This window comes from Halomonas sp. PGE1 (assembly GCF_013000985.1).
In the GTDB taxonomy this organism is placed as follows: domain Bacteria; phylum Pseudomonadota; class Gammaproteobacteria; order Pseudomonadales; family Halomonadaceae; genus Halomonas; species Halomonas alkalicola.
On sequence record NZ_CP053032.1, the window covers coordinates 3000335 to 3013671 of the forward strand.

Here is a 13337-nt window from a genome sequence, read left to right on the forward strand (position 1 = left end):
TATCTACCAGTTCTCGGCGGACAACGGCAAACTGTTTAGCTCATCACGCGCCTCCCGCCAACCGGGAAAACACTCATCCAGTAGCGCAATGAAGCGCTCATTATGATTAGCCTCGACCAAGTGCAGCATTTCATGCACAACGATATATTCGAGCAGGTCCTTCGGCTTTTTAACCAGTTCCGTGTTCAGTCGAATATTACCCTTCGATGGATTGCAGCTTCCCCACTTCGTCTTCATACGTTGCAGATGATAAGCCGACACACGCACGCCCAGGCGAGGTTCCCACCTTTCGATCAGCGGGGGAACGGCGTCATGCAGCAACCGCTTGTGCCACTCGTGCATCACCTCGGCGCGCTTTTCCCGATCGCTTCCTGGTCGCACACTGAGGGTGATGCGCTTGTGATCGATGCGGACACCGGGACGGGACTCCCTCTCTTCAACATTCAGCAGGTAGCGTCGCCCCCAGAGATAGTGACTCTCCCGCTCGACGAAACGGCGTGGCGCCTCTCGCGCTTGGGCATGGAGCTTCGCTTGTTGGTCGCGTATCCAGCCGAGCTTAGCAATCGCATAGGCACGCGCCACTTCCAGGCGGGTCGCACGCGGTGCTACCAAGGTGACCCGCCCGTCCGGCGGATGCACGGAAAGATGCACGTTGCGGACATTCTTGCGCGTCACTTCAATAGCAACATCCCCTAGCGTGATCGTTTCAGTCACGGGTAGCCCACCTGATTCTTGATCAGGTCGAACATAGCCTCGGTGGCCTGTCGATTTCGTCCTAGGATAGGATACAGGGCATTGAGCACCTGCCTTTCGCGCGCATCGTCGCCCCGCCAGCCAGCCGGCGCCTGCTCGCGCATCGCCCGGTCAATGGCCAGCGAGAGTCGCAGGCGCTGCTCATCAGCGTCGGGGGCAGGCTCCTGCACCTCGCCTACCGAGCGCGACGCGGCCAGAATATCCGGGAGATTGTGATAGATCACCTGTGCCTCGGGGCGATTGTCCAATTCCGGGGGCAGCGCTTCACCACGCTGGCCCTGTGCCATCTGCTTGACCAGTGTTTCGGCGCGCGCCAGGAACTGCTGATAGGAAGCCGTATCACTTCGCCAATCCGCGATCAGATCGTCCAGCAGCTTGGATAGCTGTTCGTAGAAACGTGGATCGGTGAGCTGGTCACGGATGATGGTCTTGCGCACGTTATTGATGATGCCTTCGGCGACTCCGTTCTTCGACAGTTTTCCCTTCTGATTGAGCTTCCTGGCGATGGCATCATGGATGCCAGTCTCGACGATTAGATCCACAAGGGAGTAATTATCCACCGAGCCCAGTTTGCTCGCCGGGTCCGCCTGGATATAGGTGTTGATGAGGTGGCGCATGTCCGCCTCGAAGGGCTTGATATCCAGCTCCTCGCCGGAATGGCACTTGATGGCGGCACGCACCTCGCTGAAGAAGGCGACCTCGTCCTGCAGGGTGGCGATCTCGCTCGTCGTGTAGCCGATGGCATCCAGCTCTTGGACGATGGCGGAATAGGCCCGCACGAAGCTGGCCACCGCCTTGTAGAAGGAGATCCGCAGCACTTCGGTGTCGTTCAGCGCCTCCGGTGTACCGGCACCACCGCAAAAGTAGTGCAGGTAGTGCTCGATATCACGAGGCGGCGGCACCGGCTCACAGAGGTACTTGAGCGCCTCGCGAGCCGTATCGAGCTTCCTGCGGCCCTCCTTGCGCCATTCCTTCAACTCGATGTTGTTCTCGGATGATCCGCCGTCGTCCAGGTCCAGCTCGTCGGAGCTGTAGACCGCGATCACTTGCTGCACATCGCCGAAGAGCTGCTTGAAGTCGACGATATGACCGTAATCCTTGTCGTCGCCGTCCAGGCGATTAGTCCGGCAGATTGCCTGGAACAGGTTGTGATCGCGCAGCTTGTTGTCCAAGTAGATGTAGCTGCACGAAGGGGCATCGAAGCCGGTCAGCAGCTTGCTCACCACGATCAAGAGCTTGGTGTTGGCCGGCTCCTCGATGAAGCGGCGCTTCACCTCGGCCTCGTACTGGCTAGTACTCTGTCCATCCTTCAACACATGCTGCGTATAGGTGTCGAACTTGTAGCGTTCATCGCTGCTGGAGGGCTCTCGGGAGATGGCGTTGTGGTTGGGCTCGAACGAGGTGATGATCCCGCAGTAACGACCGAATGGGGTGTTCTGAAACAGCCGGAAGTAGTGGCAGGCATCATAGATCGAGGCGGCCACCAGAATGGCAGTGCCACGATCGTTGTTCAGGCGTGGCTTGAGGCCGAAGTCCTCGATGATGTCCGCAACGATGCGCTGCTTGCGCTCGCCGGCGCTCATCAGCTCCTCCAGCGTGGCCCAGCGCTTTCGCAGCACTGCCTTCTGGTAGTTGTTGAGGTTCCGTGTCTTCTGCTCGAACCACTTGTCGATGGCCTGGCGGGAGGTCAGACGCTGGGGCACGTCGCGTGCCTCGTACTTAAGGTCCAGCACCACGCCGTCGGCCACCGCTTCAGGAAACTTGTAGGTGTGGATATAAGTGCCGAAGACCTCGCGGGTGGTCTGCTTGTCCTTGCGCAACAGTGGGGTACCGGTGAAGCCGATAAAGATCGCATCGGCGAGCCAGCGCTTCATCTGACGGTTCATGGCACCACCCTGGGTGCGGTGGCACTCATCGACGAAAACATAGAAACGCCCGTGCACCGGTGGCGGATCGCCCTTGAGGTCGCCCGGGTCGAACTTGTGCACCAGGGCACAGAGCAGTCTCGGCGTAGTCGCCCCCAGCTTCTCCATGAACTGTGCCCGTGAGGTGATACGCGGCGAGGGGGCTTCCTCGCCCACCACTCCGGCATTGCGCATCACGCCGACGATCTGTGTGTCCAGCTCGTCGCGGTCGGTCACCACCAGGATGCGTGCCGCCGGATCGTGCTCCATGATCCACTTGGCCAGCAGCACCATCAGGATGCTCTTGCCGCTGCCCTGGGTGTGCCAGATTACCCCGCCTTCGCGCTGGGCAATGCGCTGCTGGGCCGCCTTGACGCCGAAGTACTGATGGGGCCGGGGCACCTTCTTCTGCCCTGCATCGAAGAGCACGAAGTTGCGGATCAGGTCCAGCAGGCGTTGCTTACCGCACATCTGCACCAGCGGTCTGTCCAGCAATACCCCGGGCGACGCCGCGCGGCTGCCCTCCTCATCCTTCCACTGCACGAAGAACTGCTCCGGCGTACCGGTGGTGCCGTAGCGCAGCCCCTGGGCATCGCTGCCGGCCAGCAACAGCTGCACGGTGGTGAAGAAGCCCTCGTTGAAGATCGGCTCCTGGTTGGTGATGAGCTGGCGCACCCCGTCGGCCACCTCCACGGAGCTACGCTTGAGCTCGATCACCGCCACGGCGATGCCGTTGAGGTAGATCACCAGATCGGGGCGGCGATCATGCCCACCCTTGAGGGTCACTTCCTCGGCCAGTGCGAAGTCGTTATTCTCCTGGTGCTCCCAATCGACCAGATGCACATCCTCGTGCGGCTTCCCCGGCGAGAGGAGCACCTTCACGGGGTAGCGCAGCAGGTTGTAGGTGCGCAGATTCGCCTGGTAGAGCGTCACTCCGGTGACATCGGCTGCCGCCTGCAGCTTATGCAGGGCGGCGGCAATATGCGCCTCGGAGTAGCCGCGTTCGCTCAGGTTGTCGCGCAGCAGCTCGGGCTCGATGGCGCGATTGCCCTCCCGGCGGCTCCAGTTGCCGAGCCAGCGGTAGTCCAGGCCGTTCTCCCCTTCAGGCCTGGTCAGCAGGTGGATCACGCGGTTCTGGGTCAGGCGCTCCGGGCGTGTGGCATTCAACATCTGGCGGGCTCCTTGCGTGGCTCAGTCGGTCGGCTCGTCCTGGCCTCCCTGCAGCCGCGCCCTGGCGGCGGCGATGGATTGATGCAGCTTGGCCTGCAGGGCCTCTCTGGAAGGCAACACTGTCAGGTATTCGGCAACATGGATGCCGCTCTTGTCCAGTTCCAGCAGCTCAATCTGCTCGTGCTGCTTGCCGGCACACAGGATGATGCCCAGCGGCGGATTCTCCCCTGCCTCCTGCTCGTGGCGCGCCAGCCAGCGCAGGTAGAGCTCCATCTGCCCCTTGTACTCGGCCTTGAAGCGCCCGAGCTTGAGGTCGATGGCCACCAGCCGCCGGAGCTTGCGATTGTAGAAGAGCAGGTCGATGTAGAAATCCTCGTCATCGATCTGGATGCGCCTCTGCCTTGCCACGAAGGTGAAGCCCGCGCCTAGCTCCAGCAGGAAATGCTCGATCTCGCGCAGGATGGCGTCTTCCAGGTCGCGCTCGAGGTATCGGTCGTTGAGGCCGAGGAAGTCGAGCAGGTAGGGGTCCTTGAGCAGCAGCTGCGGCGAAGGTTGCCCGGTGTCATCCAGGCGTTGTAGCTCATGGCGGATGGTCTCTTCGGGCTTGCGGGAGATCGCGGTGCGTTCGAAGAGCAGGGTCTCCTTACGCTCCCGCAACCTGCGCACGCTCCAGCCTTCCTCCTGACACAACCGAACATAGAACTCCCGAGCCAGGGGCTCCTTCAGGTAGATCACCTCCAGGAAATGGCTCCAGGACAATTGTCTCGACAGCGTCGAGACAATGTTCTCCTCAGGGAACACCTCGGCGAAGCGAATCATGTGGCGCAGGTTCTTGGTCGAAAAGCCCCTGCCGTACTCATGGGTCAACTGTCTCCCCAGCGCGGAGACAATCTCTTCGCCATAACCGGCCCGCTTGCCCGCCAGGACCTCCCGGTGGATACGGCGCCCGATCTGCCAGTAGAGCAGGGTCAGCTCGGCATTGACCGCCACCGCCGCACGCTGGCGGGCGGCGTCGATAAGCTGGCGAAGCTCGGCGACCAGCGCCGGATCGGTGACGGCCCTGTCGCTCATATCAGCCGTGTCCTTCCGGTCAGCAGTTCCTGCATCATGGCCTGTTTAAGGGCAACGGTCTTGGCACGGCGTTTTTCGAGGGCTTCTATTTCGTTATCAAGGGCGGATAGAGCAGAAGCGATGGCAATCTGCTCCTCGCCACTAGGCACCACAAACCGCTTGTCTCGGAGGTGCTTGAAGTGCCGATTGTAACCGGTCTGCTCCACCCCACTATATTGCAGGCAGTACGCGTAAAAACGAGTTATCTGCCCCTTTTTAGCCTTTACAACCTGAGTCCCATCGGCACCAATGATAAAATCATAATTCACGAACTTAACGATGCAAGTATGATCACCGAAAATTATCACCCCACCATATGGACATTCGAATAGGCGATCTGAAGCATCAGAGAAGCCCACTACTGCCTCCTTCCCTTGATCAATGACGGGGTAGATACCGATCGATTGATAGTCAGACGCTTGAACTTGATGTCTCTTCCCATTGATTCGCTCAAGAACCTCATCAAACTCCTTCTCCTCCCATTCCCCCACAAACCCCGGCAGCCGCGTCTCACCTGTAAGGAGCTGCTGCATGGTGGCCTGCTTGATATCGCGCTTCTTGGCTATCAAGCGATCCAGCGTCTCCAACAACTCATCTGCATCACTCAAGGCGGTGGCGATAGCACGCTGCTCTACTTCAGTGGGCCAAGCAAGGCGCAAGCGCCCGAACCGAGTTGAACCAAGATGAGCCACCGAAGTGGTTTGGAGCGAAATCCGTGAGAAGATCCCAGTCTGCTGGCAGTGCCGAAACAGATACGCAGCAAAATTTTCACAAATACCTGATCGAGCCCTGAAGCGCAACAGCGCATTCTGAATGGCACAGGGCTCAGGATATTCATCCTTATAAATCGCACAACGCCCAACAAGCCCAAGACTCTGGCCCTCGTTAAGCAGGACATCGCCATTTCTAATTTGGAATTGTCTAAACTGCTCATCCGTCATCGGCATCTTGAGCACATCGGCGGTGTCAATTCGCCCATCAAGGACATTCTTTGTTCTGAGGTAAGGGCGCTGTTCGCCTGGCGCATTAACGGCCAATGCCTTCCCTGCGAGGACCTCACCTTTCTGACGAACTGCTGACACCTCCCAGTCTTCGGGAATAATTCCGATCTCCGTGTCCCTGTAGCCCTCGGGCACCATCGGTCTATCCGCCTGCAGCGCATACCCCGCCGAGGCGTCGCGCACCTCCATCGCCTCGTCCGTCATGCCCATGCTACTCCCATCGACTTGAGATGCTCATCCACCCGGGCAGAGAGCTCTTCGACCTGCCGGCTCATCTGCGGCAGAGGCGTGGCGTAGCGATCGGCCAACTCGCGGACGCGCGAGGTGAGTGTCTGGGAGACGCGCTCCAACTCCTCCTGGACGGTGACCTGCAGGGCGGCGAGCCACTTGTCGTCAACCACCAGGGTCTTGATCTCTTCCTCGTCGAGTTGTGGGTACTTCTCGTAGGCGAGCAGGTCGAGGGCGGCGTCCGCCTCCTTGACCTCTGCCTTGAGGGCCGTTTGCCGATCGCTGAGCTCCAGGTAGCGGGCAGTGGCATGCAGGTCGGTCAATGCCTCAGGCAGCGGCTCCTGCTGCAGGCGCTCACGGTAGTGCACCTCGGCCTCGGCAAGCAGGCCTGCGGCCTCCCTGTCGGTGGCCTTCAACCGTTTCTCCAGGCCGAGATAGCGTTGTAGCGCCTTGTGCTCCTCCACATCGGTGGTGGCGTCGAGCCGGCCCTTGATCGCCTTCTGGGTCAGCTTGCCCTTGGGGTTCTTCAACACGGAGAGGTAGCCACCGTCAGCGAGGGCGCGCAGCTCAGCGGCATGCTCCTCGGCCTGACTCGTCATGGCACGGTAGCGGCCGCAGGCCTCAGGGTCTTCTTCATGCCAGACCTCCACCAGTGCCTGGGCGAAGGCGTCCTGGGCATCGCTCTTCGACGCGACATCCTTGAGCGGGCCCTCTTCGCCGCCATGCTCCTCGGTGAGCTCTGCCAGGCCGGTGCCCACGCTGTCCAGCTCGCCGCGCAGGGTATCCAGCTCGGCCTGCTCAGCGGCAAAGTAGCGGGCCACGATATAGGGCTTGGGAATCAGGTCGCAGGTCCAGCCCTTGTCCTTCATTTCGCCCTTCTTCTTGCCGCTCTTGACCTCTTCCAGCACGCGGCGCGTCTCCGCCACCCAGCCATCGGCAGCAATCTCGTAGGCGTCGTCTTGCAGGATCGCGTACCAGTAGTCCATTAGGTGCTGGTAGACATCGTAGGGGTCGAGCACGGGAGCGGCGCGGAAGGTGTTCAACAGGTCCTCGCCCACGCGGGTGATCAGGGCCTTAGGCTGGTCATCGATACCAAAGTCCTTGAGCACCGGCCGGTTCCGCGTGCGCCAGTCGTCGAACAGGGCAAAAGTCCGCTCACGGAAGGTGGCGAACTCGGTGTGCTCGAGGATGGCGGTTCTCAGCGACTGGGGGGCTACGGCGAGATCGACGTAGCCGGCGTGCGGGGTAGGTCGAAATAGCGATGCCCGCAGGCCGGGGAAGACGGCCCAGTAGGCCGCCAGGCCTGGCACCGGCGGGATGGCGGCACGATCGCCGTCGATATCGCGCACGGGAATCCCGCCGTTCATATGGGCATGGAGGTCATGGCGATCTTCCGGCTCGCTGGCATCGATGTAGCGCGGCAGGTTGAGGTTGAAGTCGTTCCTGGGCGAGGCGATCTCGTCGAAGGGCACCATGCGGGCGAAACGTGGCACGTCGACCTGCTTCTTGAAGGTATCGACGATGCGGTGGATGTCCTGCTCGCGCAGCCGGTTCTTGTTGCCGTCCTTGATGAAGCCCCGGGCGGCATCGATCATGAAGATCCCCTTGCGCGCCTGGGCGTTCTCCTTGTCCAGCAGCAGGATGCAGGCGGGAATGCCGGTACCGTAGAAGAGATTGGCCGGCAGACCGATGATGCCCTTCAGATACCCCGAGCGCACCAGCCGCCGCCGAATGCCTGCCTCGGCGTTGCCCCGGAACAGCACGCCGTGGGGCAGGATCACCGCGCCCTTGCCGGTGCTCTTCATGGAGCGAAGGATATGCAGCAGGTAAGCGTAGTCACCCTGCTTGGCGGGCGGCGTGCCCCAGCCGAAGCGCTCCCAGGGATCGTTCTCCGGCGTCAGGCCGGCGCTCCAGCTCTTGTCCGAGAAGGGCGGGTTGGCCACCACGTAGTCGTAGGTGCGCAGCTGCTCGCGGCCCCCGCCCTGCTCCTTGAACTTGGGGTTGGCCAGGGTATTGCCCTGCACCACATTGGCGGTGGGGAAGTCATGCAGGATCATGTTCATGCGCGCCAGACCGGCGGTGGTGACGTCCTTCTCCTGCCCTTCCAGGGTGATGTGCGTGCCGGCCTCGGCGGCAACCTTGAGCAGCAGCGAGCCCGATCCGCAGGTGGGGTCATAGGCCGTGGTGGCCGCCACCGCCGACTCCGGCGAGATGCCGATGACCTGCGCCATGATCCGGCTGACCTCGGAGGGGGTGTAGAACTGTCCCTTGCTCTTGCCGCTTTCCTGGGCGAAGTGGCGCATCAGGTATTCGTAGGCGTCGCCGAGAATATCGTCGTGCTCGGCGCGATTCTTGGCGAAGTCGAGCTCCGGCTTCTGGAAGATGCTGATCAGGTTAGTGAGGCGATCCACCATCGCCTTGCCTTCGCCGAGCTTGTTGGGATCATTGAAGTCCGGGAAGTCGCTACGCGCCAGGCGCTGGTTGGCGTCGATCAGGGGCTGGATGATCTGGGTGTTGATCCTGTCGCCGATGTCGCTCTTGCCCTTGAGCTTGACCATGTCTGGGAAGCTGGCGCCCTCGGGGATGATTACCGGCGGCGCGAAGTCGTCGGAATCGGCGTACTTGTCCGAGATGTACTTGATGAACAGCATAAACAGGACATAGTCCTTGTACTGCGACGCGTCCATGCCGCCGCGCAGCTCGTCACAGCTGGCCCAGAGCGAGGAGTAGAGTTCGGATTTCTTGATCGCCATGATGAGTCGCTTTGTTTCCCGTCAGCAAAGTCCCCGTACAGAGTATTAGGTACTGCAAAGGACCCTGCTGAATAGCTATAGGGAGGCCTGCGGCCTCCCTTCGTCGAATCGTTGCCCGCCGGCAGAACCAGCCTCCCACTCTTAGCCGCTCTTGGAGCGCGGAGCCAGCCGGTCGGCCTCAGAAGAACAGCCGGCGCAGCGCCTCGCCGGGATCGGCCTCGCGCATGAAGGCCTCGCCCACCAGGAAGGCGTTGACGTCGTGCTCGCGCATGCGCAGCACGTCGCCGCGGGTGTGGATGCCGGACTCGGTCACCACGGTCACCTCCTTCGGGATGCGCGGCAGCAGCTCCAGGGTGGTGTCCAGGGTGGTGTCGAAGGTGTGCAGGTCGCGGTTGTTGATGCCCACCAGGGAGAGATCCAGCCTGAGCGCGCGCTCGAGTTCACGGAGGTCGTGCACCTCCACCAGCACGTCCATGCCGAGCTCGATGGCCTGGCGATTGAGGTCCGCCATCTGGGCGTCCTCCAGGGCGGCGACGATCAGGAGGATGCAGTCGGCGCCGATGGCCCGGGCCTCGCTCACTTGGTAGCCGTGAGTGATGAAGTCCTTGCGGATCACCGGAAGCTCGCAGGCGTCACGGGCCTCGATCAGGTAGTCCTCGTGGCCCTGGAAGAAGTCGGCATCGGTGAGCACCGAGAGGCAGGCGGCTCCCCCCTTGGCGTAGCTCGCGGCGATCTCGGCGGGGTGGAAGTCCTCGCGGATCACCCCCCTGGAGGGGGAGGCCTTCTTGACCTCGGCGATCACCGCCGGGTCGCCGGCGGCGATCATGCGCTGCATGGCCGCCACGAAGCCGCGCGGTGCGCTCTGCTCGGCGGCCAGGCGCAGCAGCTCGGCCTCGGGGACGGCGCGGGAGCGCTCGGCCACCTCCTCGTCCTTGCGCGCCAGGATGCGGGTCAGGATGGTGGGGGTCGCCCCCGGGGATGCGCTCATGATGTGACTCCTTGTAGACAGTGCGCTGAGACAGGGGGTGCGCCGAGAGAACGGGGCGCGCTCACTGCAGGAAGACGCGGGTGAAGTTGGCCAGCTCCCTGAGCTTCTCCAGGGGCAGCCTGGAGGCCTGGGCGTCCTGGGCCAGGGCCACGCCCTCCTTGAGGCTGTCGGCGATGCCCGAGGCGTAGAGCGCCGCACCGGCGTTGAGGGCGACGATATCAGCTGCCGGGCCGTCCCCCACCAGCGCCTGCTCCACCAGCCGCAGGCTGTCCTCGGCGGACTGCACCCGCAGCGGGTCCAGGGACTGACACGGGATGCCGAGCTCCTCGGGGGTGATCAAGTACTCGGTGATCTTGCCCTCCTTCAGCTCGGCCACCCGGGTGGGCGCAGCCAGAGAGATCTCGTCGAGGCCATCTTGCGCATGCACCACCAGCACATGGCGGCTGCCCAGGCGGCGCAGCACCTCGGCCATCAGCGGCACCAGCTCCGGGGCATAGACCCCCAGCACCTGGTTGGGGGCGCCGGCGGGGTTGGTCAGCGGCCCCAGGATATTGAACAGGGTGCGCACGCCCATCTCGCGGCGCGGGCCCACGGCGTAGCGCATCGCCGGGTGGTGGTTGGGGGCGAACATGAAGCCCACGCCCACCTCCTCGATGCAGCGCGCCACCTGATCGGCGTCGAGGTCCAGGTGGATGCCGGCCACGGCGAAGAGATCGGCGCTTCCCGACGAGGAGGAGACTCCGCGGTTGCCGTGCTTGGCCACGTGGCCGCCGGCGGCAGCCACCACGAAGCTGGCCGCGGTGGAGACGTTGAAGAGGTTGGCGCCATCGCCGCCGGTGCCGACGATGTCCACCACGTTCTCGAGCGCGACCGGCAGCCGCACCGGCTTCATCAGCTCGCGCATCACCTGGGCCGCGGCGCTGATCTCCTCGGCGGTCTCGCCCTTCATGGCCATGCCCATCAGGAAGGCGGCGATCTGTGGATCGCTGGCCTCCCCGGTCATGATCTGGCGCATCACCTCGTGGGTCTCGGCGAAGTTGAGGTTCTCGCGGCGCATCAGGGCGCCGAGGGCGTCTCGCATCTGCATCATGGCTCTCCCCGGCTCAGCGGCGTTTGAGAAAGTTGGCCAGCAGCTCATGCCCCTGGCGGGTGAGGATCGACTCGGGGTGGAACTGCACCCCCTCCACGTCGAGCTCGCGGTGACGAAGGCCCATGATCAACCCGGGGGTGACGTCACCGTCGTCGGTACAGGCGGTGATCTCCAGGCACTCGGGCAGCGAGGCGCGATCCACCACCAGGGAGTGGTAGCGGGTCACCTCCAGCGGGTCCTCGAGGCCCTCGAACACCCCCAGGCCCGAGTGGCGGATCCGCGAGGTCTTGCCGTGCATCACCTGGGGGGCGCGCACCACCTGGCCGCCGTAGACCTGGCCGATGGCCTGGTGGCCCAGGCAGATGCCCAGGATCGGCAGCCGTCCGGCAAAGTGACGGATGGCCGCCAGGGAGATGCCCGCCTCGTTGGGGGTGCAGGGCCCCGGCGAGATCACCAGGTGGCTCGGCGCCATCGCCTCGATCTGCTCGAGGGTGATGGCGTCGTTGCGGTGGGTCGCAACCTCGGCGCCCAGTTCCCCCAGGTACTGCACCACGTTAAAGGTGAAGCTGTCGTAATTGTCGATCATGCAGACTTTCATGGGTCTCTCCGGCGCCTTATTCGAGGTTGTCCAGGCCGCGCTCGGCCATGGCCACGGCGCGGAACAGGGCGCGCCCCTTGTTGAGGGTCTCCTGCCACTCCATCTCGGGCACGGAGTCGGCGACGATGCCGGCACCCGCCTGGACATGCAGCTGGCCATCCTTGATCACCGCGGTGCGGATGGCGATGGCGGTGTCCATGTTGCCGTGCCAGGAGAGATAGCCCACCGCCCCGGAGTAGATGCCGCGCTTGACCGGCTCCAGCTCGTCGATGATCTCCAGCGCCCGGATCTTGGGGGCGCCGGAGACGGTGCCCGCCGGGAAGGTGGCGCGCAGGGCGTCCATGGCGGTCAGCCCCGGCTTCAGCCTGCCGGTGACGTTGGAGACGATATGCATGACGTGGGAGTAGCGCTCCACCACCATCTCCTCGGTGACCTTCACCGAGCCGGTCTCGCTGATGCGCCCCACATCGTTGCGGCCGAGATCGATCAGCATCAGGTGCTCGGCGCGCTCCTTGGGATCGGCCAGCAGCTCCGCCTCCAGCGCCTGGTCCTCCTCCTCGCTGCGGCCGCGCTTGCGGGTCCCGGCGATGGGTCGCACCGTCACCTCGCCCTCCTCCAGGCGGGTCAGGATCTCCGGTGAGGAGCCGGCCACCTGGTGGTCGCCCAGGTCGAGGAAGAACATGTAGGGCGAGGGATTGAGGCTGCGCAGGGCCCGATAGAGGTCCAGCGGCGCGGCGCGATAGGGAATCGACATGCGCTGGGAGGGCACGCACTGCATGACGTCGCCGGCCAGCACGTACTCCTTGATGGTCTCCACCGCGGCCTTGAAGCCCGCCTCGGTGAAGCCGGAGGTGAAGTCGCCCTCCTCCACCGCGGCGCCGCCGGAGCCGGGGCTGATGGTGTTGAGGGTGGCGCTGCGCAGGCGGATCTCCAGCTCCTCCAGGCGCTGCACAGCGCGGCCGTAGGCCTCGGGCTCGGCGGGGTCGGCGTGGGTCCAGAGCGCCAGGCGTCCGGAGAGGTTGTCGAACACCACCAGCTCGTCGCAGACCATCAGCAGGATGTCCGGCACGCCCAGCGGATCGGGCTTGGCCGCGGCCGCCGCGCTGCGCAGCCGCGGCTCGATGTAGCGGATGGTGTCGTAACCGAAGTAGCCCACCAGGCCGCCATCGAAGCGCGGCTGGTCGTCGAGGCGCGGCACCCTGAAGCGGGCCTGGAACTGCTCGATCCACGCCAGCGGGTCCTCCACCTCGGCCACGCCCTGCTGCTCGCCGTCGACGATGTGGCTGACGGTAAAACCGCGCACCTCGATGCGCTCGCGGCTGGGCAAGCCGATGATGGAGTAGCGCCCCCACTTCTCGCCGCCCTGCACGGACTCCAGCAGGAAGGACCAGGGGGCATTGGCCAGCTTGAGATAGGTGGAGAGCGGGGTGTCGAGATCGGCCAGCACCTCGCGGGTGACCGGAATACGGTTGTAGCCGGCGTCGGCCAGCTCGCGGAAGCGTTCGGGAGTCATCATGCCCGGGAATCCTCGGTGTAACGGGTTGGCGATGGGGCGCAGGGCGGCGCGACCTGAAGGTAGCCAGCGCCGCGGCTCAACATGGAAGGAGCGTCACCATCGCCAGCCGCCGCGGAGCGGCGAGCGGCGCAGGCGGGGCTCGGCGGCCGGGGAGCCACCGAAGGCAGGGCAGGTGTCCGACAGGGTGCGGCTGTTCATCGAGAGGCTTCCGCTTCTTATAGCAATA

General features: G+C 63.7%; 9 protein-coding genes. All 9 read right to left on the reverse strand.

Annotated elements, in window-relative coordinates; all coding sequences use genetic code 11:
• Nucleotides 1–3: 3 nt before the first annotated feature.
• The 9 genes from HIR79_RS14190 to trpE all read right to left on the reverse strand — a co-directional run bounded on the left by HIR79_RS14190 (nt 4) and on the right by trpE (nt 13108).
• The gene (locus tag HIR79_RS14190; protein ID WP_169958837.1) at nt 4–714 is read right to left on the reverse strand and encodes a M48 family metallopeptidase; all 711 of its coding nucleotides are present in this window, start codon (nt 712–714) and stop codon (nt 4–6) included.
• Complete coding sequence (locus HIR79_RS14195; RefSeq protein WP_169958838.1) at nt 711–3827, reverse strand: type I restriction endonuclease subunit R; 3117 nt, start codon at nt 3825–3827, stop codon at nt 711–713. The genes HIR79_RS14190 and HIR79_RS14195 overlap by 4 nt, the downstream gene beginning before the upstream one ends.
• Before the next feature lie 21 nt (nt 3828–3848).
• Nucleotides 3849–4898, reverse strand: a complete 1050-nt coding sequence (locus HIR79_RS14200; RefSeq protein ID WP_169958839.1) for a PDDEXK nuclease domain-containing protein — start codon at nt 4896–4898, stop codon at nt 3849–3851.
• On the reverse strand, nt 4895–6142 hold the full coding sequence (locus tag HIR79_RS14205) for a restriction endonuclease subunit S (protein ID WP_169958840.1): 1248 nt from the start codon (nt 6140–6142) through the stop codon (nt 4895–4897). The genes HIR79_RS14200 and HIR79_RS14205 overlap by 4 nt, the downstream gene beginning before the upstream one ends.
• A complete protein-coding gene (locus tag HIR79_RS14210; protein WP_169958841.1) occupies nt 6139–8919 on the reverse strand; it encodes a type I restriction-modification system subunit M in 2781 nt (926 codons plus the stop codon). The genes HIR79_RS14205 and HIR79_RS14210 overlap by 4 nt, the downstream gene beginning before the upstream one ends.
• Nucleotides 8920–9097: 178 nt before the next feature.
• Nucleotides 9098–9907, reverse strand: a complete 810-nt coding sequence (trpC, locus tag HIR79_RS14215) for an indole-3-glycerol phosphate synthase TrpC (protein ID WP_169958842.1) — start codon at nt 9905–9907, stop codon at nt 9098–9100.
• Between the two features lie 61 nt (nt 9908–9968).
• Nucleotides 9969–10994 carry an anthranilate phosphoribosyltransferase gene (trpD, locus tag HIR79_RS14220; protein ID WP_169959607.1) on the reverse strand — a complete coding sequence of 342 codons (1026 nt, stop codon included), beginning with the start codon at nt 10992–10994 and terminating at the stop codon, nt 9969–9971.
• Nucleotides 10995–11010: 16 nt separating this feature from the next.
• On the reverse strand, nt 11011–11595 hold the full coding sequence (locus HIR79_RS14225; protein WP_169958843.1) for an anthranilate synthase component II: 585 nt from the start codon (nt 11593–11595) through the stop codon (nt 11011–11013).
• A 16-nt stretch (nt 11596–11611) separates the two neighbouring features.
• Nucleotides 11612–13108 (reverse strand): anthranilate synthase component I, encoded by a 1497-nt coding sequence (gene trpE / locus HIR79_RS14230; protein ID WP_169959608.1) that lies wholly within the window; start codon nt 13106–13108, stop codon nt 11612–11614.
• Nucleotides 13109–13337: the final 229 nt, after the last annotated feature.

Coding starts and splice junctions, on each gene's coding strand:
- HIR79_RS14195 (WP_169958838.1), bottom strand. CDS start 3,827: ATGTTGAATGCCACACGCCCGGAGCGCCTGACCCAGAACCGCGTGATC.
- HIR79_RS14200 (WP_169958839.1), bottom strand. CDS start 4,898: ATGAGCGACAGGGCCGTCACCGATCCGGCGCTGGTCGCCGAGCTTCGC.
- HIR79_RS14205 (WP_169958840.1), bottom strand. CDS start 6,142: ATGACGGACGAGGCGATGGAGGTGCGCGACGCCTCGGCGGGGTATGCG.
- HIR79_RS14210 (WP_169958841.1), bottom strand. CDS start 8,919: ATGGCGATCAAGAAATCCGAACTCTACTCCTCGCTCTGGGCCAGCTGT.
- trpC (WP_169958842.1), bottom strand. CDS start 9,907: ATGAGCGCATCCCCGGGGGCGACCCCCACCATCCTGACCCGCATCCTG.
- trpD (WP_169959607.1), bottom strand. CDS start 10,994: ATGCAGATGCGAGACGCCCTCGGCGCCCTGATGCGCCGCGAGAACCTC.
- HIR79_RS14225 (WP_169958843.1), bottom strand. CDS start 11,595: ATGAAAGTCTGCATGATCGACAATTACGACAGCTTCACCTTTAACGTG.
- trpE (WP_169959608.1), bottom strand. CDS start 13,108: ATGACTCCCGAACGCTTCCGCGAGCTGGCCGACGCCGGCTACAACCGT.